The sequence below is a fragment of the Streptomyces lincolnensis genome (assembly GCF_021173675.1).
Lineage (GTDB): Bacteria > Actinomycetota > Actinomycetes > Streptomycetales > Streptomycetaceae > Streptomyces > Streptomyces lincolnensis_B.
Genome location: NZ_JAIHON010000015.1, coordinates 129380 through 151771 on the forward strand (window position 1 = coordinate 129380; position 22392 = coordinate 151771).

The following is a 22392-nucleotide window of genomic DNA, read 5'->3' on the forward strand; positions in this document are numbered from 1 at the left end:
GCCCGGTGGCCGTGCCGTTTTGGCCGGTCGCCGCCCCGGAGGGGGTCCGTCCGGTGCGGCATGATGAGGCGCATGGGGACCGAGGGGGCGAACGTCCGTGTGATCGCGGGCCGTTACCGGCTGGAGGCGCGCCTCGGCCGCGGCGGCATGGGAGTGGTCTGGCGGGCGACCGACCGGCTGCTCGGACGGCAGGTCGCCGTCAAGGAACTCCCCCTCGACGAGACCCTCTCCGCGGACGAGGCCCGACGGCGGCGGGACCGCACCCTGCGCGAGGCGCGCGCGGTCGCCCAGCTGCGCCACCCGCACATCATCGTCGTCCACGACATCGTCGAGCACGACGAACGCCCTTACATCGTCATGGAGTTGATCGAGGGCGGCTCCCTCGCCGACCGGATCGCCGCGCACGGCCCGGTCGACGCCGCCGAGGCTGCCCGGATCGGCATCGCCCTGCTGGGGGCGCTTCGGGCGGCCCACGCGGCGGGGGTGCTGCACCGGGACATCAAACCGGCGAACGTCCTGATGGAGGAGAGCGGTGACGGGGGCGGCGCCGGCCGGGTCGTCCTCACCGACTTCGGCATCGCCCAGGTCTCGGGCGCCACCACCCTCACCGAGACCGGGTCCTTCGTCGGCTCGCCCGAGTACACCGCCCCCGAGCGGATGTCCGGGTCCAGGACCGGTCCGGCCTCCGACCTGTGGTCGCTGGGGGCGCTGCTGTGCACCGCGCTCAGCGGCGAATCACCGTTCCGGCGCGACTCATTGGGCGGCATCCTGCACGCGGTGGTCTCCGCGGAGATACGGCCGCCCGCGCAGGCCGGGCCGATCCTCCCCGTCGTACGGGGACTCCTCGAACGGGATCCGGAGCGGCGCCTCGACGCGGCACGGGCCGAGCGGATGCTGCGGGCGTTCCGGGAGACGGGCCGCACGCCGAATCCGCCGGAGGACCACGTGCCGGAGGGGTACGCGCCGGAGGGATACGCACAGCCGGGGTACACGCCGACGCGGGCCGACCTGTCCGGGCGGCCGCCGGCGGGGCGTGCCACGGGGCGTTCCACGCGAGGTGTGCTGGTGAGCGCGCTGCTGGTCGCCGCGATGGCGGGTGCGGGGGTGTCCGCGGCGGCGCTGCTGATGGACCGGGACGGTACTCCGGGCGTCGCGCCGACGAGTTCGGCGCCGGGTTCGCCCAGTCCTCCGGTGAGCCCCTCGCGCGAGGAGACCCCGGCTCCCTCCGGATCCCTGCCGTCCGCCCCGTCCGGCTACCGTCTCGCCGAGGACCCGGCCGGCTTCGCGCTCGCCGTACCGGACGGCTTCACCCGCGAGGCGCAGGGGGAGCGGGTCTTCTACACGTCCCGGGGACGGACCTTCCGGCTCGGCGTCAAGGTCACCGACGCCGGAGCCGAACAGGGCGGCCCGCTCGGGGCGCTGCGCCGCTCGGCCGCCGAGGGGGCCACCAGCAACCCCGGTTACCGCGACGACCGGATCACCGCGACCCGGCACCGCGGACATCCCGCCGCCCTCTGGGAGTTCACCTGGGACGGCTTCACCGCGGCGGAGGGCCCCCGGCACACCTACGACCTGTGCTGGGAGGCGGACGGCCGGCTGTACGACGTGTGGGTGTCGGCGCCGGTCGGGAAGGTGCGGGAGGCGCGGGAGTACTTCGACGTGGCGGTCGACACGTTCGTGGACACGAGCACCTAGCCGCACAAAGGGCGCGTACGTGACGATCCGAGTCACGGCTCTGTGACCGGTTCACGTTCCCTGTGGCTGCGGAGGCGCATGGCGCGATATGGATGGAGCCATGAGCAGCAACGGGGGCGTCGGCCACGAGCCCGACGAGACGACGAGTTTTGTTCTGCAACCACCAAACCCGAACGGGGTTCCCACCCAGGTGGCCCCGCAGGCAACCACGCCCCAGGAGCCCGGCATCGGACGCCTCATCGCGGGCCGCTACCGGCTGCTCGCCAAGCTCGGGCACGGCGGCATGGGGACGGTCTGGCGGGCCAAGGATGAGACCGTGGACCGCGAGGTCGCCGTCAAGGAGCCCCGCGTACCGGACCATCTTCCCGAACGCGAACGTGCCAATGCCTTCGAGCGGATGCGTCGCGAGGCGCGCGCCGCGGCCCGGCTCGACCACCCCGCTGTCGTGAATGTCCATGATGTGGCGGTCGTCGACGGCCAGCCGTGGATCGTGATGGAGCTGGTACAGGGCCGTTCCCTGGGCGCCGCGCTCCAGGAGGGCACCCTCGCGGCGAGAGAGGCGGCGAGAATCGGCCTCGACGTGCTGGGCGCCCTCGAGGCCGCGCACGCGGCCGGCATCCTGCACCGTGACGTCAAGCCGGACAACGTGCTCCTCGGCCGCCACGACCGGGTCGTCCTCACCGACTTCGGCATCGCGCAGATCGAGGGCGAGACGAACCTGACCGACACCGGCGGCTTCGTCGGCTCACCCGAGTACATCGCGCCGGAGCGGGTGCTCGGCCAGCGGCCCGGCCCCGCCTCCGACCTGTGGTCGCTCGGGGTCGTCCTGTACGCGGTGACGGAGGGCGTCTCCCCGTTCCGCCGCAGCAACACCCCGGCCACCCTCCAGTCCGTCCTCAACGCCACCCCCGCCCCGCCCGCCGCGGCGACCGGGCCCCTCGCCGAGGCCATCAACGGCCTCCTGCAGAAGGACCCGGCCCGCCGTCCGAATGCGGCCCAGGTCCGAGCCCTCCTGGAACACACCGCGAACCCGCCGGCCCCCGCCCCCACCCAGGTCGTCCAGCACGTCACGGCCCCGCCGAAGGGCCTGCGACTCGGCCGCAAGAGCCTCCTCGGCCTCGGCGCGGCGGTCGTCGCGGCAGCGGCGGTCGGGTACCTGCTGGTCGCCGACCCGTTCGCGGGCCCGCTGCCGGACGGCTGGAAGAAGCACGACCTCGACGCGAGGATCGGGATGAGCGTCGCCGCGCCGGCCGCGTTCAAGCAGGAGAAGCTGGACCCCGACACCACGGACGGCACCGACGCGGCCTTCAGCGATCCGAGCGGGATGATCCGGATCCACGTCGACCGCGACATCAAGAAGGACGACACGGCCAAGGAGATCCCCGCCACCGCCCTGGCCAAGGCCTTCGCCGACTGGGAGACCCTCAAGGACGGCGAGTACACCTTCGACATCGGCACCGAGCCCGCCCCCACCGGCGATCCGCGGGAGGCCAAGTACCAGGGCCGGGACGCCGCCACGAACACCCTCGTCTACAGCACCACGGACTCGGAGAACCCGCGCCCGCGCGAGTCCCAGCTCTTCTACTACCGCGCCACCAACGGCGACATGTGCCGCATCTGGGTCGACTACCCGGGCAAGGGCTACTTCACGGAACAGGGGCGGGAGATCGCGAAGACGGCCATCGCGAACTGGGAGATCAAGGAGAGCTGACAAGAACCCGTCCCGCAGGGTACTGATGGGACATGAGTTACGACGGGGGCGACACAGACCCCAAGGGCCTTCTGCTCGGCGGGCGTTACCGCTTGGTCGAGCGGGTGGGGGCCGGGGGGACGGACACCGTCTGGCGGGCGCGTGACGAGGTCGCGGAGCGCGAAGTCGCCGTCAAGCAGCCGGGGTTGCCGGGTGATCCGGAGGACGAGGAGTACCGGCGGGCCGTTCACCGGCTGCAGCACGAGGCGCGGGCCGTCGCGCGGGTCGGGCATCCCGCCGCCGTCTCCATCCACGACGTCGTCGTGGAGGAGGAGGACGGACTGCCCTGGATCGTCATGGAGTTGATCCGCGGCGAGTCGCTCCACGAGGTGCTCGGACGCGGCCCGGTGCCGCCCGTCGAGGCCGCCCGTATCGGCCTCGCCGTCCTCGGCGCCCTGCGCGCCGCGCACTCCGTCGGGATCGTGCACCGGGACGTGAAGCCGGCCAACGTCCTGCTCGGCCCGGACCGCCGTGTCGTCCTCACCGACTTCGGCCTCGCCCACGTGCACGGCGAGGAAGCCCACCCGGAGGGCGGCAAGCCCGCCGGAACCCTCGACTTCGTCGCCCCCGAGCGCATGTCCGGCGCGATCGCCGGACCCGCCTCCGACCTGTGGTCCCTGGGCGCCCTGCTCCACACCGCCGTCGACGGCCGCTCCCCCTTCGGCCGTACGACGCCGGAGGCCACCCTCGCCGCGATCCTCACCGAGGACCCGCCCCCGCTGAGGGACGAGGCCGGGGGACTGGGACCGCTGATCCAGGGACTGCTGGCCAAGGATCCCGAGCGGAGGCCGGACGCGGAGGAGGTCGCCCGGGTACTGGCGGGGGTGGCGGGAGAGCCCGAACCCGAGCCGGAGCCGGAGCACGACGCCGAACCGGAACCGGAACCAGAGGCAGAGGCGGGCGCAGAGGCCGCCGTACCTCCGCCCCCCGCCCCCGAGACACCGGCCCAGTCCGCGGCTCCTCCCCGCCACCGCACCCTCAGCCGAATATCCGCGGCCCTCCTCGGCGCCCTGCTCGCCGGAGGCATCTGGCTCGGGACGTCCTTCGCCGACGGGACGCACCCCACGGCAGCGGAGAAGAGCGGGAGTGGGAACGAGTGGGTGGCCCACCGTGTGCGGGGTATGGACGCCCGGCTGAGCCTGCCTCCGCAGTTCGAGCCGGACAAGACCAGTGACGCGGACGCCGACCCCCAACAGGCCCTCTACAGCGACAACCGCGCGATCTCGGTCCGATTCACCGAGTGGGACAGGACATCGAGCTCCCTCATGGACCAGGCGCGGGCCCAGGAGAACAAAGGCGCCACGGCGGGCCGCGAGCCCACCGTCAGGGTCTTCACCTCCACCACCCTCCACGGCCGCGAGGCCTTGCTCACCGATCTGACCTACGACGCCCCGGGCGCCCCGACCCACGTGCTGCGCCTGCTCGTCCGCGCCGACCCCGACCGTATGTACGAACTCGCCGTCACCATGCCCAGGGGAACCCCGGACGAGAAGAAGGGCACCGCGCTCTTCGAGGGCGCCCGGGACCGGCTGGAGATCGGGGAAAAGTAAGAGGAGGGTGATCGTCGTCACACAACGCCCTGATCAGCGTATCCTTGCCAGTGATCGCTGGCGTCGTGTGCGTACTCGGTGAATCCGCGTTACTGACGGGTACCCAAAGCCTCCGCGCGGGCATACCCTGCGGCTCATGACGGACGCGCAGGCCCCGGCCCAGACCGGCACGAACCCTCTCGCCCCCGCCCCGGCGGGCGCCCGTACCGCCGCCGACGTGGTGACCCCGGAGCTGATAGCCCAGCTCACCAAGGGGGTGACCGGCTCCGGCCGGACGGCCAACCACACGCCGTTCACCGGCGAGAGGCTGGCGGACCTGCCCGAGTCGACGCCCGAGGACGTACTGAAGGCGTTCGAGGCGGCCCGCAAGGCCCAGGACGTCTGGGCGCGGACGCCGGTACGGCAGCGCGCCGCCGTGCTCCTGCGCTTCCACGACCTGCTCCTCGAACGCCAGGCCGAGGTCCTCGACCTGGTCCAGCTGGAGACCGGCAAGGCGCGCCTGCACGCCCACGAGGAGGTCCAGGCGGTCGCCGTCGCGGCCCGCCACTACGGCCGCCGGGCCGGCGCCTACCTCAAGCCGAAGCGGCACGCGGGCGCCATGCCCACGCTCACCAAGGTGACCGAACTGCGCCACCCGCGGGGCGTGGTCGGCCAGATCGCTCCCTGGAACTACCCGCTGGAACTGTCGGTCGGCGACGCGCTCCCCGCCTTCGTCGCGGGCAACGCCGTCGTGATGAAGCCCGACACGGAGACCTGCCTGACCGCCCTGTGGGCGCGCGACCTGCTCATCGAGGCCGGGCTGCCCGCCGACGTCTTCCAGGTCGTCATCGGCGACGGCCCCGTCGTCGGCCCCGAGGTCGTCAAGCACGCCGACTACGTCTCCTTCACCGGCTCCACCCGCACCGGCCGCGAGGTCGCGCAGGGCGCCGCCGCCCGGCTGATCGGCGTCTCCCTCGAACTCGGCGGCAAGAACGCCATGCTGGTCCTGGACGACGCCGACATCGAGAAGGCCGCCGCCGGCGCCGTCCGCGCCTGCTTCTCCTCCGCGGGCCAACTCTGCATCTCCATCGAGCGGTTGTACGTCCACGAGTCGATCGCCGACGCCTTCGTCGAGCGCTTCGCCGCCCGCACCAAGGCCATGCGCCTGGGCACCTCCCTGGCCTACGGCGCCGACATGGGCTCGCTGGTCGGCGAACGCCAGCTGGAGACCGTCACCCGGCACGTCGAGGAGGCCGTCGCCAAGGGCGCGACGGTCGTCGCCGGCGGCGTCGCCCGCCCCGACATCGGCCCGTACTTCTTCGAGCCGACGATCCTGGAGGGCGTCGAGGCCCCGATGGCCGTCTGCGGCGAGGAGACCTTCGGCCCGGTCGTCTCCATCTACCGCTTCTCGTCCGACGACGAGGCCGTCGAGGCCGCCAACTCCACGGCGTACGGCCTGAACTCCTCCGTCTGGACCAAGGACGCCCGCCGCGGCCGCGAGGTCGCCTCCCGCCTGCGCACCGGCACGGTCAACGTCAACGAGGGCTACGCGCCCGCCTACGGCAGCGTCCAGTCGCCCATGGGCGGCATGAAGGACTCCGGCCTCGGCCGCCGCCACGGCTCCGAGGGCATCCTCAAGTACACCGAGGCCCAGACGGTCGCCCAGCAGCGCCTGCTGCCCATGGCCCCCTCGCTCGGCATGGACGACGAGAAGTACGCCCAGTTCATGAGCCGCAGCCTCCGCCTGATGAAGGCGTTCCGCTTCCGCTAGACGACACCCGTTTGGACGACACCCGTTCTCAACGAGGAGAGCACGTGCCCCAGGACACCTACGACTACGACGTCATCGTCGTCGGATCAGGCTTCGGTGGTTCCGTCACCGCCCTCCGCCTCACGGAGAAGGGCTACACCGTAGGCGTCCTGGAGGCCGGCCGCCGCTTCACCCGCGAGTCCCTCCCGAAGAACTCCTGGGACCTGAAGAACTACCTCTGGGCGCCCAAGCTGGGCATGTTCGGCATCCAGCGCATCCACCTGCTCGGCAACGTCATGGTCCTGGCCGGCGCGGGCGTGGGCGGCGGCTCGCTCAACTACGCCAACACCCTCTACGTACCGCCGAAGCCATTCTTCGAGGACCCGCAGTGGCGTGACATCACCGACTGGCAGGAGGAGCTGAAGCCGTACTACGACCAGGCGCGGCGGATGCTCGGCGTACGGCTCAACCCGACGATGACCCCCTCGGACGTCCACCTGAAGGCGGCGGCCGAGCGGATGGGCGTGGGCGACACCTTCCACATGGCCCCGGTCGGCGTGTTCTTCGGGGACGGCGACGACGCCGACGGCAGTGCGAAGGCGAAACCGGGCGAGCAGGTGCCCGACCCGTACTTCGGCGGCGCGGGTCCCGCCCGGCGGGCCTGCAACGAGTGCGGCGAGTGCATGACCGGCTGCCGGCACGGCGCGAAGAACACCCTCAACGAGAACTACCTCTACCTCGCCGAGAAGGCGGGCGCGGTCGTCCACCCCCTGACGACGGTCGTCTCGGTCACCGACGACTCACAGGGCGGCTACGCGATCGCCACCCTGCCGACCGACCGCAGGAACAAGAAGGGCGCGGGCCGCACCTTCAAGGCCCGCAGAGTCGTCCTCGCCGCCGGCACCTACGGCACCCAGACCCTGCTGCACCGCATGAAGGCGGGCGGCCAACTCCCGTATCTCTCCGACCGGTTGGGCGAACTCACCCGTACCAACTCGGAGGCGCTGGTCGGCGCCCAGACGGACAACCGGCGCTACCGCAAGGTGACGGGGGAGAAGAAGGTCGACTTCACGCAGGGCGTCGCCATCACCTCGTCCATCCACCCCGACGCCAACACCCACATCGAGCCGGTCCGTTACGGCAAGGGCTCCAACTCGATGGGCGGCCTGTCGATCCTCCAGGTGCCGTACGTGGAGGGCTCGTCGAGGACGCTGGCCTGGCTCGGCAACGCCGCCCGCCACCCGCTCCAGGTCCTGCGCTCCCTGTCCAACCGCCGCTGGTCGGAGCGGACCATCATCGGCCTGGTCATGCAGTCGCTGGACAACTCCCTGACGACGTACCTGAAACCCGACGGCGTCGGCAAGGGCCTGCTCACCGCCCGCCAGGGCCACGGCTCCCCCAACCCCAAGCAGATCAAGGCGGCCTCGGAGGGCGCGTCCGCCATCGCCGCCGAGATCAACGGCTTCGCCGGCTCGAACGTCGGCGAGCTCATGGGCACCCCCCTCACCGCCCACTTCCTCGGCGGCTGCCCCATCGGCGCCTCCCGCGAGACCGGCGTCCTCGACCCCTACCACCGCCTCTACGGCCATCCCGGCATCTCCGTCGTCGACGGCGCCGCGGTCTCCGCGAACCTGGGCGTGAACCCGTCCCTCACCATCACCGCCCAGGCCGAGCGCGCGATGTCCTACTGGCCCAACAAGGGCGAGGCCGACCCCCGCCCCGCCCAGGGCGGGTCCTACGTCCGCCTCCAGCCCGTCGAGCCCAAGTCCCCGGCGGTCCCGGCCGACGCCTTCGGCGCGCTGAAGCTGCCGCTGCTGGGGATACCGGCGGTGCCGCCGAAGAAGTGACGGCGAGCGGAACGCCGTAAACAAAGAGAAGGACCTGCGCCCCCCTCCGAGCGCAGGTCCTTCTCCGTTGTGCGATGAGCCTCAGCGGGCCCGGGTCATGACGACTTACGCCTCGACCCCGGCCTTACGACGACGCACCACGAACACGGCACCGGCACCGGCGACGACCGCGACACCACCCACGAGACCGATCATCGGCAGCGCGGAGCTCGAACCGGTCTCGGCGAGGCTGCCGGTGACCTCGGGGGTGTTGCCGGCCGGCTTCTGGTCGGTCACGGGAGCCTTGCCGCCTTCCTGCGGCTCGGTGCCGTCCGTGTCCGTACCGGCGGCCACGATCTGGAACTTGTACGAGACGTCACCGAAGCCGGTGCACTCGCCGTCGGTGTCGCCGTAGATGGTCGCGCCGAGCGAGAAGCCGGCGCCGACGGGGGCGTTGGCCTTGACGTTGACGCGCAGCGGGACGTTGACCTCGTAGTCGGGCTTGAGCTCGTCGGTGTAACCGACGTAGCCGACCGCGTAGCCCTCCTCGTTGAGGTCCTCCCAGATCTTGTCCTCGGGGTTCCAGGCCTGGAGCTGGACCTGCTTGCTCAGGAACAGGTCGGCGCCGTCCGCGTCGGAGGAGGCCCCGGCGAAGAAGTCGAGGTCCGTGAGCGTGGAGTCCGAGGAGTTCAGGACGTTCAGCGAGAACTTGTGCCAGCCGCTGCCGGCCGCGATCTTGCCCGGCAGGCCGCCGATGCTGACGTCGACCTTGGAGTCCTCGCACACCGACGGCTCGGGGTCGGGCGTCTCCGACGGCTCGGGAGCGGAGGTGGTCGGCGCCGGAGCGGACCCGGTGGGCGAGGTGCTCGGCGCGGGAGAACTCGCCGGCGGGGACGACGCCGGCGGCGTGGTGGTCGCGGGGGCGCTCTCGGTGGTGGACGTGCTCGGCGACGGCGACGTGGTGTCGTCGGCCGGCGTCTCGGTCGCGGAAACGCTCGGCGACGCGGTCGACGGGTCGTCGGTCGCGTAGGCGGCCGGTGCCGCGAGCAGGGTCAGCGGAGCTATGACGGTGGTCGCGGCCGCTGCCACCATGGCACGACGAAGCTTCATGAAGACCTCGGGAATCCGGTGTGCCACCGTTCGGCGGCACGCTTGGGGGAGGCCTCCGCGTGTGGGGCGCGGGAGTGGCCCTTGGTTCGCAGGGTTTGATTCGTGAAGGGTGTGAATGGTTGTGCGGGGCTTCACAGGATTCTTATGTGGCCTGAGTCACAACACGGATCTCCGTATCTCCTTGTGAAGGCGCTTTCCCACCGCTTAGAACTGTGCGACGTGTCTGAAAAGCCGCCCGAGGATCCGTCCTCGTCCCCCCAACTCCCCGAACAGATCCCCGACGAGGTCTGGGAACAGTTCGCCCGCGACTCCGAGCGGAACATCCGCGACTCCGCCGTGAAGGAGCCCTCCGCCCGCGCCCGCATGGTGACCGAGAGGTTGCGGCAGCAAGAGGCGCGGGGTGAGCTGCCCGAGGGCTGGCGCACGGGGCCGGTCCGGCCGGAGCAGGACAGGCGGGCCAGGCGCCGCCGCCTGTGGGCGTTCATCGGCCTGCCCGTCGCCGTCGCGGTGGCGATCGTGGCGATGAAGCCGTCCCTGCTGCCCGGCGATCCCTTCGGTTCGGGCAGCCCGGACGTCACGGCCTCGCCCCTGGGCGAGGAGACCGCCGCCCCCACCGCGCCCCCCGGCGCCACCGACCCCGAAACCCCCACCCTGGACGCCCCGTTCGCCGGTTCCCCGGCGCTGCGCTGGGCCGACGGCGCGGCCGGCATCGTCCCGCCCGAGGCGAAGGCCGTCGGCGGGCTGCCGAAGGAGCGCGTCGAACTCGCCCTCCGGCTGACCAAGAAGCTGCTGGTCGCGGCCAACCTGGACCCGAGGACCGTACGCGGCGAACGCCCCGAGGCCGCCTTCGCCGTCCTCGACCCCAAGCAGCCGAAGCTGTTCGACGACCTGAACCGCTCCCTGCGTGCGCCCAGCGACGCCGACGACCCGCTGCGCCTGTTCAGCCGCTTCGACCCCAAGGACGTACGGCTCGTCGGCGAGGTGATCAAGACGCGCGGCCGGATGACGTTCGAGAAGGGTGAGCAGGGCGGGGTGGCGGTCCACGCCGACTACACCTTCGTCTACCCGCTCGTCCCCGCCGACGGCAGGACCGAGGTCGCGCGCACCATCGTGCGCCGCGCCATCGACGTCGAACTCCTCGACCCCGCCCGCTTCGTGGCCACCCCGAACCGCCTGAACGTCCTGCGCTACGACCGGGACGTCGGCAACACGTCCTGTGACGTCCACGACGGCTATCTCCACCCGGAGTTCCCGTCGGACACCGCCACGGACGGCCCGGGGAACGGCCCGGTGCGGGACCCCTACGACCGCAGCCGCGAGATCGGCACCGGCGGCGACTGCGGGACGGCGTCCCGGACCTGAACGAAGGGCCCCGCGGGACGCATCCCGCAGGGCCCTTCTTCGGTCAGCACCGACGTCAGGGCAGCGCCGGTGCCTGGGGAGCGGCGCCGGGGGGTTGCGCCGCGCGATTGGTCTCGACCTTTGGCAGTAGGACCGTAAAAATCAATGCAGTTGTCCACGGGGGGACTTGGGAGGGCTTTCTACGCATCGTGCTGGATGGTGGCGGGCTCCGCAACCGTCTGACCCAGTCTTGTACGTCTTCTTGAACTTCTCCTTGTACTTCTCTTTGTCTCTTCCGCCGGTCGGCCCCGGGCGTCCCCGGAGCCGACCGTTCTCTTGGGTGACCGGGCTGCTGTCCCCTGCCGTCCGGTCACGCGAGCCACGCGTGGTTCTGTCGGGCCCGCCCCTGGCTGGCACGGACACCCCCACCAACGAAGCTCTCCGCGGCACGGTCACGCGCCGTACGGGTGAGAGCGGGCCCGAACTCAGATACGACCCCGGCACAGTTCGAGCAGGGTCATGGCGAGGGACGTGCCCGGCTTCCCGAGCGCCTCGCTGTAGTGGGTGAGGACGTCCATCTCGCGGGAGAGGTTCACGCGCCGGCCGCCGGAGGAGATCCGCGCCTCCTGGATGACGGCGGACACGGCCATCCGTTCCTGGATCAGCCCGATGATCCGGTCGTCGAGCGCGTCGATGCGTTCACGGGCTCCGGAGATCAGGTCGGCGGCCTCGGGGGTGCGGGCGCCGGTCACGTCGGTGGCGGTCATGGGGGCTCCTCGGTCTGTCGGTGAGGTGCCCCGGAGCGGCAGGACCCGGAAAGCGACAGGCGCCCCGGACCTTGTCGGCCCGGGGCGCCTGGGAAGTCGCTCGTCAGTTGCTCAAGCAGCACGACCATGGCAGCCGGTGGGCCGGTTGCCATAGGTAAAGAGGTAGGCCGGGTGCGTGAGCATGGCGCCAGTATGCCGTGCCCTCCGGGGGCGTCCAACCCGGTTCGCATCCTGAGACGGGGCTCGTCCACCGGGCGGCCCCGCCGCGCCCGGTAGACTCGGCCCCACACTCACCTCGCTCACCGCCGGAAGGCAACCCGTGTCATCAGCGACCCCAGCCGCCGCCCCCGACACCGTCCTGGTCGTCGACTTCGGCGCGCAGTACGCCCAGCTCATCGCCCGCCGTGTCCGCGAGGCCCGGGTCTACAGCGAGATCGTGCCGAGCACCATGCCGGTCGCTCAGATGCTCGCGAAGAACCCGGCGGCGATCATCCTCTCCGGCGGCCCGTCCTCGGTCTACGCGGAGGGCGCCCCGCGCCTGGACCGCGAGCTCTTCGAGGCCGGCGTCCCCGTCTTCGGCATGTGCTACGGCTTCCAGCTGATGGCCACGACCCTCGGCGGTACGGTCGACAACACCGGCGCCCGCGAGTACGGCCGCACCCCGCTGCACGTCTCGAAGTCCGGCTCCACCCTCTTCGAGGGCACCCCCGACGAGCAGTCCGTCTGGATGTCCCACGGCGACGCCTGCTCCGCCGCCCCAGAGGGCTTCACCGTCACGGCCTCCACGGACGTCGTCCCGGTCGCCGCCTTCGAGAACGACGACAAGAAGCTCTACGGCGTCCAGTACCACCCCGAGGTCATGCACTCCACGCACGGCCAGCAGGTCCTGGAGCACTTCCTGTACCGGGGCGCGGGGCTCACGCCGTCGTGGACCACGGGGAACGTCATCGAGGAGCAGGTCGCGGCCATCCGCGAGCAGGTCGGCGACAAGCGGGCCATCTGCGGTCTGTCCGGCGGCGTCGACTCCGCGGTGGCCGCGGCCCTCGTCGCACGCGCCATCGGCGACCAGCTGACCTGCGTGTACGTCGACCACGGTCTGATGCGCAAGGGCGAGACCGAGCAGGTCGAGAAGGACTTCGTGGCCGCGACCGGCGTCAAGCTGGTCGTCGTCGATGCCGAGGAGCGCTTCCTGAGCGCCCTCAAGGGCGTCTCGGACCCCGAGGAGAAGCGGAAGATCATCGGCCGGGAGTTCATCCGGGTCTTCGAGCAGGCGCAGGCGGAGATCATCGCGGACGAGGGTCCGGCGGTCGAGTTCCTCGTCCAGGGGACCCTGTACCCCGACGTGGTCGAGTCCGGTGGCGGTACCGGCACGGCCAACATCAAGTCCCACCACAACGTGGGCGGGCTGCCGGAGGACCTCGAGTTCCAGCTGATCGAGCCGCTGCGCAAGCTCTTCAAGGACGAGGTCCGGATGGTCGGCCAGGAGCTCGGCCTGCCGGACGAGATCGTCCAGCGCCAGCCCTTCCCCGGCCCGGGTCTCGGCATCCGGATCGTCGGCGAGGTCACCAAGGACCGCCTCGACCTGCTCCGCGAGGCCGACGCCATCGCCCGCGAGGAGCTGACCGCGGCCGGCCTCGACCGGGACATCTGGCAGTGCCCGGTGGTCCTGCTCGCCGACGTGAGGTCCGTCGGCGTCCAGGGCGACGGCCGGACCTACGGCCACCCGATCGTCCTGCGGCCGGTGTCGAGCGAGGACGCGATGACCGCCGACTGGTCGCGACTGCCGTACGACGTGCTCGCGAAGATCTCCACGCGGATCACGAACGAGGTGCGGGACGTGAACCGGGTCGTTCTCGACGTGACCTCGAAGCCGCCGGGGACCATCGAGTGGGAGTGAGCCCTTTGAGGGGCTGGTGAGCCCTTTGGGGGCTCAGGTCCGTTTGAGCGTGCGCACCGGCTCTCCGGGCTTCCAGACCTGGACGACGAGGTACTTGTCGTCCTCGACGTAGGTCCGTACGACCTCCGTCAGCTCGGTGCGGAAGAGGTGGAGCGGCTCCGGCGGCTCCACCTCTTCGGTGTATCCGGCCTTCACCTCCGGGTCGTCCACCTCGATCGCCCGGCCGCTGATCCGGACGTCGCCGCCGCCCATCGTCTGCCCCTCGCCGGGATTCGCCTGCAGCGCGAACCGCGGGTCGCGGCGCAGGTCGAGCGCCTTGAGTGAGTTCGGCATCATGCCGAGCCAGAGCTCGCCGTTCAGGAAGCGCACCTCCAGGCCTGTGGTGCGGGGGGAGCCGTCCTTGCGGAGGGTCGCGAGGGTGTGGTGGGTGAAGGCGCCGAAGCGATCTTCGACGGTCCTGGCGAGATCGGGTTCCGCCGCGGAGAAATCTGCCCAGTTCATGGAGTCCAGTTTTCCTCCGATACCCGACACCTTCTGTCGGGTATCGAGGCCCGGCGCCGATCGTGTCGGCCATCTTTACGAACCAGCGCTGTTCTCTCGCGCTGACCGACGGTAACTTCCGCCCCGTAAAGCCCCCCAGTGCCGGAGGACCACATGCACGGGACGCCCGACGCCGGGCCCACACCGCCGGCGCCGCTGCCCACCGACCGGTTGCGGTTCGCGATGCCGCCCATGCACGAGTCGGTCGAGGACGAGCGCCGGCACCGCAAGGAGCGGCTCGCGGGCGCGCTGCGGATCTTCGGACGGCTCGGCTTCGAGGACGGGGTCTCCGGACACATCACCGCACGGGACCCCGAGTACAGCGACTGCTTCTGGGTCAATCCCTTCGGGATGCCGTTCAAACACGTCACCGTGAGCGACCTGGTGCTCGCCAACTCCGGCGGGCAGGTGATCGAGGGGCGCTACCACGTCAACCAGGCCGCGTTCACCGTGCACTCGCAGGTGCACGCCGCCCGCCCCGACGTCGTCGCCGTCGCCCACTGCCACTCGGTGCACGGACGGGCGCTGTCCGCCCTCGGCGACCTCCTCGACCCCATCACCCAGGAGAGCTGCGCCTTCTACCAGGACCACGCCCTCTACGACGCCTACAGCGGCGTGGCCGTCGACGCCGACGAGGGCCGGCGTATCGCTGCGGCTCTGGGGACCCGGAAGGCGCTCGTCCTGCGCAATCACGGGTTGCTGACCGTCGGGGACTCGGTGGACGCGGCGGCCTGGTGGTTCCTGTCCCTGGAACGGTCCTGCCAGGTGCAGCTCACCGCGAAGGCCGCGGGGCGGCCGATACTGATCGACCACCGGATGGCGGTGGCGACGCGCGAGCAGTTGGGCGGGGATCTGGTGGCGTGGATCAACTACCAGCCGATGTGGCAGGACATCAGCCGGAGTGAGCCGGATCTGTTGAGTTAGGGCCGGCTCCCATGAGTTGGGGCCGGCTCCGATGCGGTTCTTGCTTCAGAAACCGCGGAGTACCGCTGCCTTTGTCATCGCGAACTCCTCGTCGGTGAGTACGCCGTCGCGGTGCAGTTCTCCCAACTCCCGCAGCCTGCGCAGGAGTACGTCGTGGTGATCCGCCGGGGGCGGTACGGCCGGCGCGCGCCGGGGGCGGGGGGTGAGGTGTCTGGCCGGGGGGTCGTCGCCCGCTTCGACGGCGGTACGTGTCGACGGGTGCGGCAGGCGGGCCGTGACCGCGGTGGCGACGAGGGCCGTGAGCAGGTCGCGGCGGGCGCTGCCCCACAGGTCCAGGGCGTACGGGTCCTTCTCCGGCGGCAGCTTGGAGAACACCGTCTCGCGGGTCACGAACCGCATGAAGCCGTCCTCGTAACCGGAGTTCGGCAGCCACTCGACCTCGACGAGGTCGCCGATGTTGACGATCCGCGGCCCCGTGGCCCGCTTCACCCGGTCCGAGGTGTCGGACCAGTCGATCCGCACCTGTGTGCCGTCGAAGGAGACCGTGCCGTCCGAGGACCGCACCGAGACCGGGACCGGTGGTCCGGGCAGGAGAAACGCCTTGGTGGGTTCCTTGGGGATCTGGTCCAGGAGGAGGGCGTGGCGGATCTCCTCCGCGATGTACTCGGCGACCCCCGCCCGGTCGAGGTCCACCAACAGCCGGTACGGGTCCGCGGAGTCCGGCAGCCGGCCCCCGGTCGCCTGGAGAAGGGGGTCGGCGCCCTCGCGCAGCCGTATGCGCAGTCGGCCGCGCTTGCGTTCGGGCTCGAAGACGATGCCCGCGATGGCCTCCAGGGGCACGGCCACCTCTCCGTACGTCTGCCGGAACAGCGGCACGGAGCGGTGCAGGCCCGGTGTGATCCGCACCGTGCTGCCGTCGAAGGCCCAGGTCCCGTCGCGCTGGATGATCTCGGCCATGGGGAAATTCTCGCAGCCGGGTCAACACGGCGGCCGGTGCTTCCCTCCCGCTGACCGGACGTGACGGACGCGGACGGTGTGCTGTAGGGCACAATGCGCTGTCATCGTGGGGGCGTTGCGTTGTGTCGTGGGTGTCGTGAGTGTCGTGGGTCTTGTGGGGAAGGTGGGCGTCGGGCGTGGCTGTGCAGGAGGCTGGGCAGGGCTTGGAGCCGGGAGCGCGGCGGAGTGCGGGGAGTGCGGGGAGTGCGCACGCGGGTGGTTGCGCCTGTGGGGACTGTCCGCACGGGGCCCGTGCGGGACACCGGCGGGCGGTGGCCGAATTCCTGCTCAAACGGGACGAGTTCGCGGCCGGGCAGGGGTTGCCCGCCGCCGTCGCCCACTCGGCGTCCGCCTCCCGGCAGTGGGTCTCCGAGGAACTCACCCAGTCCGCGGATCTCGTCGCGGAGCGGGGGCGCGCGGAGGGTGCGGCCTGGTTGGGGCGGCTGTGGTGGCGGACGGCGTGTGTCGTGTGGGCGGCCGTCGTGCTGCTGCTCCTGGGGCAGGCCCTGACCGCGATCGGGGCGGGGTGGACCTCGGCCCGGACGGCCGGATTGCTGGCCGCCGTCGTGGTGGCGGGGGCGTTGACCGCGGCGTCGTGGTTCCACCGGGCGCGGGGTGGTGCGCTGGCGCCCGTGATCGGCGAGGACAACCGGCTGTCGACGTCCAGGGTCGTCGCGGGTGTGTGGGTGCTGTTCCTCGCCTACGCCGTGCTCGTGCTGGTGGGGCGGCTCGCCGCGGCGTCCTCCCACGGTGAGCGGGATGCTCTGATCTCCGGGCTCGAACTCGGGCGGGGGGCCGGTGTGGTCACCGTCCTCGCCGTGGTGTGCGGGATCGGTGTGCTGGTGCGGCGGGTGGTGGGGGTGCGAGTGCTGGGGCAGCGCTTGCAGAAGGTGCGGGCGGATCGGCCCCGGGCGGCGGATGTCCTGACGGACGATTCCGGGCGGGGGGCCTTCTCCGACATCCAGTACGTCGTGATCAGCGGGGTCGCCGTGCTGTTCGCGGCGGTGCGGTTGGCTCGGCGGCCGGATCAGTTGCCCGATCTGCCGTGGGGGCTGGCGGTGGTGGTGCTCGTGTCCGCGGGGACGTATCTCGCCGGGAAGTACGCGGAGGGTGGGCGGCCGGTGATCCTCTCCGTGGTGCGGGCCCGGGAGGCGGGGGATCTCGACGGGCCCATCCGGACCGGTGACGACGTGGAGATCCGGGGGGCCGGGTTCGTGCCGCCGGGGGCGGGCGGGGCGGATCGGTTGTCCCGGATGGTGGTGCGGGTGGGGGCGGTGAATGTGCGGGTGCCGTTGGTGCCGGTGACGGGGGGATTCCGTAATCCGACGGATGCGGTGCTGACTGTGCCTGTGCCGGTGGATGTGGAGCCGGGGAGGGTGGAGGTGCAGGTGGTCACCGCGGCGGGCGTGGAGACGAACGCGTACGCGATTGAGGTGACGGAGTAGGCCTGCGGCGCGCTGTGCGGCCCCGGTGGGGGTGCGCGTAGCGCCTACGGGTGCGTTGTGGGTCGGGGCCGGGGCGGGGGGTCTCCGTCCTCGGTCCGGCGGAACTGTGGCTTTTGGCTGTGCTGCGTGTCGGACGCCGGCCGCTGCGTGCGGACACCCCCCGCCCCGTCCCCTCACCGCCGTGGGCGGCTGGGGCGCCCACGGCAGTCGGTGCGTCATCTCGCCGGGCGACCACAGCTCGCTCAGGGGCGCGGGGCTGTATCGATGTGCGGCTCCGCCGCGTGGGCGCGACCAGCCCCCATGCACCCGCAGCCGCCCCACGACCTCACCGCCCCCTTCGGAGCGAAACTGGTCCGGCATGAGGTGAGCGTGGTTCCGTTGTCGTGCGTATCGTCTTTTGGGGGGTCACGGCGCGGCGCGAGAGGCGGCTAGAGCGATGACTCACGGGATCCGTACGGACTCGCACTCCCCTTATGTGGAGGGTGGGGGTGACTGGCGGGACACGGCTGTTCGGTACGCCCTCGTTCCGCTGCGGGTGTTTCTCGGGGTGACCTTCATCTACGCGGGGCTGGACAAGCTGACCGACAGTGCGTTCATGAAGGACTCCGGGTCGGGATCGATCGGTGATCTCATGCGGACCGTGCGGGATTCGTCGGCGATCCCGGCCATGGTCGATCTGGCGGTGAAGAATCCCGTGGGCTTCGGGTACGCCATCGCCTTCGGGGAGCTCGCCGTGGGGATCGGCACGCTGATCGGGCTGTTCACGCGGTTGGCGGCGCTCGGCGGGGCGTTGATCTCGCTCAGCCTGTGGATGACGGTGAGCTGGGCCACCGAGCCGTACTACTACGGCAATGATCTCGCCTATCTGATGGCGTGGCTGCCTCTCGTGCTCGCGGGTGCGCCGGTGTGGTCGCTGGACGCGGTGCTTCGGTCGCGGCGACGACAGCGGGCGGGGGGCTACGGCTACTAGCCGTTGGGGCGGGCGTCCGCCTCGGGTGCGGTCAGGGGGCGGGTCTTTCCTCGGCGTCTGCGGATGACGCCGGTGATCGTGCCGACCGTGCCCGCCAGGAAGAGGCCGGCCACGACCAGGGGGATGACGGCGAACCACGGGGTGTCCCAGAGGCCGCCCGCGTCACCGGCGTAGATGACGCCCGTGAGGGTGAGGAACGCGCCGGCGACCAGCTTTCCGGGCTGGAACTCATGACGTAGCACGGGTCACCTCCGCCTGTCCGATGCCGACCCGGAGATCGAGGTCGAGGGTGGCGGTGTCCTTGCCGCCGGTCGTCGCGGGCAGGGTCACCTCCTGCCGCTTGTCCGGTGCCACGTCCACGTCCTTCTCGTCGTCGCCCGGGAGTTGGATGTCGCCCACGCCCACGTTGATGCTCAGCTTCACGGTCGCGTCCTGGGGGACGAGGATCCGCAGTCGGCCCATGCCGACGTCGGCCTGGGTGGTCACCGTCTGGTTCTTGGTCAGGTCGAGCCGGGTCAGGTCCAGGGTGGCGACGCCTGTGCCCAGTTCGTAGTGCGGGCGTATGTCCGTGGTCGCGGCGGGACGCCAGGTCGTGCGTTCCCAGTGGGTGGTGATGTCCCCGGGGAGGGACGCGGAGGCGGCCAGCAGGGCCGCGGTGACGATCGCCAGGAAGATCGAACCCGCTCCTGTGCGGCCCAGGAACGCGCTGACGGCTATGCCCAGGCCGAAGACCATGAGCGCGCAGGCCAGGCCGGTCTGGAGACTGGTGCCGAGGGTGTGGTCGTCCCAGGTGAGGCGGGTGCCGAGGAAGCCCGCGAGGAGGGCGAGGAGGAAGATCCAGCCGCCGATCCAGCGGGGGCCTCGGGGCTTGGGCCGCGGGGTGTACGGGGTGCGGGCGTCCGGGCGGGCCTGCCACGGTGTGCCGAGGCTGATGTTGACGGCCGCCGCGATGTCCCGGTCGTGGGAGTCCCGGGGGCCCCACAGGTAGCCGGTGCCGCCGACATGCGTGCCGTCCTTGACGATGGGGTCGCGCCACCAGGACGGATAGGCCGTCGGAACCGGCGGCGCCTGGGCCTCCGGCGGGGCGTCGGCGACGGCCTGGGCGGCCAGCGGGTCGGTGTCGGGGGCGCCGCGCTGACGCGACCAGTAGCCGGCGCCCGCGAGGAGCACGGAGAGGACGACGGCGAAGGTCATCACCCCGCCGTTGTTCAGCAGGGTCAGGAAGACTCCGCAGCCGACCAGCGCGAACAGCACCGCTGTCAGGGCCTGGCCGTCGACGCGGCCGGTGAACAGCTTGCGCACCTCGTTCTCGTCCTCGTCGTCGTACGGGACGAAGAGCCAGACGAAGCCGTAGAAGATCAGGCCGATGCCGCCGGTCGCGGAGAGCACGGCGAGGGTGATGCGGAAGATCACCGGGTCCATGTCGTACTGCCGGCCGAGCCCCGCGCACACTCCGGCGAGCATCTTGTGCCGGCGGTCGCGCCGGAACCTGCGGGGGAGTTCGGCGAGGTCCGTCTCGCCGGGCGCGGCCGGCGCCTCCGTCCCCGCACCCGCCCCGGCAGCCGCGGCGGGCACGGCATCCTGCGGCCCGGCGCCCGGTCGGGGGCGCGGGCCGGAGCCGGGTCCCGGACCCGTCGCGGCGTGCTCGTGATCTGTCATGGGTCCATGGTGACGGGCGCGGCGGGGCTAGGGCAGTCGGAACGACCCTGGACGGACCCTGATATTCGCCCTGAGGCGGAGTGCGGGGAGCGTTCGACGGACCGGCCCGGTGAAGATCAGGGGAGCCTCAGGGGCCGACCCTGATGCCTGGGTCCGCCGGTCGTGTGACCATCAGTGGCATGCCGGAAGCCGCAGCAGCGCCACTCGTCGAACCGCGGCCGCCGCGCAAGCTCTACCGCAGCAGTGACGGACGCTGGCTCGGTGGTGTGGCGCGGGGGCTCGCCGGGCATCTCGGGCTGCCCGTGATCTGGGTGCGGCTGGTCTTCGTCGGTCTGTTCATGGCGGACGGCCTCGGTGCCCTGCTGTATGCCGCGTTCTGGTTCTTCGTACCGCTCGGCGTCGGCGGCGTCGGCGGTCAGCGGCCCCCGTCCCTGGTGAGCACGGAGACGTCCGCGGACGGCCGGCGCCGACTCGTCGCGCGCAAGCCGGACAAGGGCCAGATCGTGGCCCTGCTCCTCATGGTCGTCGTGGCGATGGTCTTCGTCGGCAATGTGAACCTGGGCAACGGCGCGAAGGCGTACCTCTGGCCCGTCGTCCTCGTCGGCGCGGGTGTCGCCCTGGTCTGGCGCCAGGCGGACAACGCCCGGCGGGCCCGCTGGGTCGAGGCCGGCCGGCAGCGGCGGACCCTCACCCTGCTGCGCGCGGTGGGCGGTGTCCTGCTGGTCGCCGCGGGCGTCTCCGGCATCTTCGTGCTCCAGGGCTCGGCCGCCCACCTCGGCTCGATCCTCCAGGCGGCCCTCGCGGTCCTCGTCGGGATAACGCTCCTGGCCGGTCCCTACCTGGTCCGCATGACCCAGGACCTCTCCGAGGAGCGCCTGATGCGCATCCGCGCCCAGGAGCGCGCGGAGGTCGCCGCCCATGTCCACGACTCGGTGCTGCACACCCTGACCCTGATACAGCGCAACGCGGAGAACGCGAACGAGGTCCGCCGCCTCGCCCGCGCCCAGGAGCGCGACCTGCGCACCTGGCTCTACAAACCGGAGGGCACCGGCAAGGACGAGGCCGACGAACCCACCCACCTCGCCGACGCGGTGCGCCGCAACGCCGCCGAGGTCGAGGACAAGCACGGCGTCCCCATAGAGGTCGTGGTCGTCGGCGACTGCCCCCTCGACGACGGAATCGGCGCACAGATGCAGGCCGCGCGCGAGGCGATGGTGAACGCCGCCAAGTACGGTGGCGAGGGCGGCGCCGTACAGGTCTACGCCGAAGTCGAGGGCAGGACGGTCTTCGTGTCCGTCCGGGACCGCGGCCCCGGCTTCGACCTCGACTCGATACCCGCCGACCGCATGGGCGTCAGACAATCGATCATCGGCCGCATGGAGCGCAACGGGGGCACGGCGCGGCTGCGCGCGGTGCCGGACGGCGGCACGGAGGTCGAGCTGGAGATGGAGAGGGCGGAGAAGACGTGATGAGCGACCCGACCGAGGGGACCGCGGAGCCCGTGGAGCCGACCGGAGGCGCGGGCGAGCGGCATGTGCGCGTGGTCCTCGTCGACGACCACCGCATGTTCCGTACGGGAGTCCAGGCCGAGATCGGCCAGACCGAGCAGACCGGCGTCGAGGTCGTCGGCGAGGCGGCGGATGTCGACCAGGCGGTCACCGTCATCACCGCGACCCGGCCCGAGGTGGTCCTCCTCGACGTCCACCTGCCGGGCGGCGGCGGTGTCGAAGTGCTGCGCCGCTGCGCCCCGTTGATGGCCGACGCCGACCAGCCCGTGCGCTTCCTCGCCCTGTCCGTCTCGGACGCGGCGGAGGACGTGATCGGGGTGATCCGCGGGGGCGCGCGGGGCTATGTGACCAAGACGATCACGGGCTCGGACCTGATCAACTCCATCTTCCGGGTCCAGGAGGGCGATGCCGTCTTCTCGCCGAGGCTCGCGGGCTTCGTCCTGGACGCCTTCGCCTCCACGGACGCCCCGCCCGTCGACGAGGACCTCGACCGCCTCACCCAGCGGGAGAGGGAGGTGCTGCGGCTCATCGCCCGTGGCTATGCCTACAAGGAGATCGCCAAGCAGCTCTTCATCTCCGTGAAAACGGTCGAGTCCCATGTCTCGGCGGTGCTGCGCAAGCTTCAGCTGTCCAACCGGCACGAGCTGACCCGGTGGGCGACGGCACGGCGCCTGGTGTGAGCATC

The 22392-nt window shown here is 71.5% G+C and carries 19 protein-coding genes; 13 read left to right on the plus strand and 6 right to left on the minus strand.

The features are described from left to right. The first annotated feature begins 72 nt into the window (after positions 1 to 72). The 5 genes from K4B79_RS37580 (at position 73) to K4B79_RS37600 (ending at position 8571) form a co-directional block, all read left to right on the plus strand. The gene (locus K4B79_RS37580; RefSeq protein ID WP_232031891.1) at positions 73 to 1695 is read left to right on the plus strand and encodes a serine/threonine-protein kinase; all 1623 of its coding nucleotides are present in this window, start codon (positions 73 to 75) and stop codon (positions 1693 to 1695) included. Between the two features lie 100 nt (positions 1696 to 1795). Next, positions 1796 to 3406, plus strand: a complete 1611-nt coding sequence (locus K4B79_RS37585) for a serine/threonine-protein kinase (RefSeq protein ID WP_232031892.1) — start codon at positions 1796 to 1798, stop codon at positions 3404 to 3406. Between the two features lie 32 nt (positions 3407 to 3438). Then, on the plus strand, positions 3439 to 4995 hold the full coding sequence (locus K4B79_RS37590; protein WP_232031893.1) for a serine/threonine-protein kinase: 1557 nt from the start codon (positions 3439 to 3441) through the stop codon (positions 4993 to 4995). A gap of 136 nt (positions 4996 to 5131) precedes the next feature. Beyond that, entirely contained in the window at positions 5132 to 6745 is a 1614-nt protein-coding gene (locus tag K4B79_RS37595; protein WP_232031894.1) for a succinic semialdehyde dehydrogenase, read from the plus strand. A gap of 44 nt (positions 6746 to 6789) precedes the next feature. Further along, positions 6790 to 8571, plus strand: coding sequence for a GMC oxidoreductase (locus tag K4B79_RS37600; RefSeq protein WP_232031895.1), 1782 nt, complete (start codon positions 6790 to 6792; stop codon positions 8569 to 8571). A 105-nt stretch (positions 8572 to 8676) separates the two neighbouring features. Here the strand turns inward: K4B79_RS37600 and K4B79_RS37605 are convergent, their stop codons facing one another. Next, positions 8677 to 9336: an LAETG motif-containing sortase-dependent surface protein gene (locus K4B79_RS37605; protein WP_308280580.1), complete on the minus strand. Its 660-nt coding sequence runs from the start codon at positions 9334 to 9336 to the stop codon at positions 8677 to 8679. Between K4B79_RS37605 and K4B79_RS48405 the strand changes: the two genes are divergently transcribed. Further along, positions 9305 to 9580, plus strand: a complete 276-nt coding sequence (locus K4B79_RS48405) for a hypothetical protein (RefSeq protein WP_308280581.1) — start codon at positions 9305 to 9307, stop codon at positions 9578 to 9580. The two genes, K4B79_RS37605 and K4B79_RS48405, sit on opposite strands and share 32 nt — an antisense overlap. A 299-nt stretch (positions 9581 to 9879) precedes the next feature. Then, positions 9880 to 11022: a hypothetical protein gene (locus K4B79_RS37610; protein ID WP_232031897.1), complete on the plus strand. Its 1143-nt coding sequence runs from the start codon at positions 9880 to 9882 to the stop codon at positions 11020 to 11022. A gap of 464 nt (positions 11023 to 11486) precedes the next feature. On the opposite strand, the gene K4B79_RS37615 is transcribed toward K4B79_RS37610, so the two are convergent. Continuing rightward, positions 11487 to 11810, minus strand: coding sequence for a chorismate mutase (locus K4B79_RS37615; protein ID WP_269464442.1), 324 nt, complete (start codon positions 11808 to 11810; stop codon positions 11487 to 11489). A gap of 277 nt (positions 11811 to 12087) precedes the next feature. On the opposite strand from K4B79_RS37615, the gene guaA reads away from it, so the two are divergent. Continuing rightward, entirely contained in the window at positions 12088 to 13665 is a 1578-nt protein-coding gene (guaA, locus tag K4B79_RS37620) for a glutamine-hydrolyzing GMP synthase (RefSeq protein ID WP_232031899.1), read from the plus strand. Between the two features lie 33 nt (positions 13666 to 13698). On the opposite strand, the gene K4B79_RS37625 is transcribed toward guaA, so the two are convergent. After that, positions 13699 to 14166, minus strand: coding sequence for a pyridoxamine 5'-phosphate oxidase family protein (locus K4B79_RS37625; protein ID WP_232031900.1), 468 nt, complete (start codon positions 14164 to 14166; stop codon positions 13699 to 13701). Positions 14167 to 14319: 153 nt separating this feature from the next. On the opposite strand from K4B79_RS37625, the gene K4B79_RS37630 reads away from it, so the two are divergent. Then, the gene (locus K4B79_RS37630; RefSeq protein ID WP_232031901.1) at positions 14320 to 15129 is read left to right on the plus strand and encodes a class II aldolase/adducin family protein; all 810 of its coding nucleotides are present in this window, start codon (positions 14320 to 14322) and stop codon (positions 15127 to 15129) included. 45 nt (positions 15130 to 15174) lie between these two features. Here the strand turns inward: K4B79_RS37630 and K4B79_RS37635 are convergent, their stop codons facing one another. Beyond that, complete coding sequence (locus tag K4B79_RS37635; protein WP_232031902.1) at positions 15175 to 16086, minus strand: DUF4429 domain-containing protein; 912 nt, start codon at positions 16084 to 16086, stop codon at positions 15175 to 15177. A gap of 176 nt (positions 16087 to 16262) precedes the next feature. Between K4B79_RS37635 and K4B79_RS37640 the strand changes: the two genes are divergently transcribed. Further along, complete coding sequence (locus tag K4B79_RS37640) at positions 16263 to 17570, plus strand: hypothetical protein (RefSeq protein ID WP_374208561.1); 1308 nt, start codon at positions 16263 to 16265, stop codon at positions 17568 to 17570. Between the two features lie 436 nt (positions 17571 to 18006). Then, positions 18007 to 18540, plus strand: a complete 534-nt coding sequence (locus K4B79_RS37645; protein ID WP_232031903.1) for a DoxX family protein — start codon at positions 18007 to 18009, stop codon at positions 18538 to 18540. On the opposite strand, the gene K4B79_RS37650 is transcribed toward K4B79_RS37645, so the two are convergent. Both K4B79_RS37650 and K4B79_RS37655 read right to left on the minus strand, forming a co-directional pair. After that, positions 18537 to 18782, minus strand: a complete 246-nt coding sequence (locus tag K4B79_RS37650) for a hypothetical protein (RefSeq protein ID WP_232031904.1) — start codon at positions 18780 to 18782, stop codon at positions 18537 to 18539. The genes K4B79_RS37645 and K4B79_RS37650 overlap by 4 nt on opposite strands. Next, positions 18769 to 20199, minus strand: a complete 1431-nt coding sequence (locus K4B79_RS37655; protein ID WP_232031905.1) for a PspC domain-containing protein — start codon at positions 20197 to 20199, stop codon at positions 18769 to 18771. Before K4B79_RS37655 ends, K4B79_RS37650 begins: the two co-directional genes overlap by 14 nt. Positions 20200 to 20342: 143 nt before the next feature. Here K4B79_RS37655 and K4B79_RS37660 point away from each other — a divergent pair, with 143 nt between their 5' ends. Together K4B79_RS37660 and K4B79_RS37665 are read left to right on the plus strand one after the other, a co-directional pair. Continuing rightward, the gene (locus K4B79_RS37660; protein ID WP_232031906.1) at positions 20343 to 21668 is read left to right on the plus strand and encodes an ATP-binding protein; all 1326 of its coding nucleotides are present in this window, start codon (positions 20343 to 20345) and stop codon (positions 21666 to 21668) included. Further along, positions 21668 to 22387 (plus strand): LuxR C-terminal-related transcriptional regulator, encoded by a 720-nt coding sequence (locus K4B79_RS37665; RefSeq protein ID WP_232031907.1) that lies wholly within the window; start codon positions 21668 to 21670, stop codon positions 22385 to 22387. The genes K4B79_RS37660 and K4B79_RS37665 overlap by 1 nt, the downstream gene beginning before the upstream one ends. Positions 22388 to 22392 lie beyond the last annotated feature (5 nt).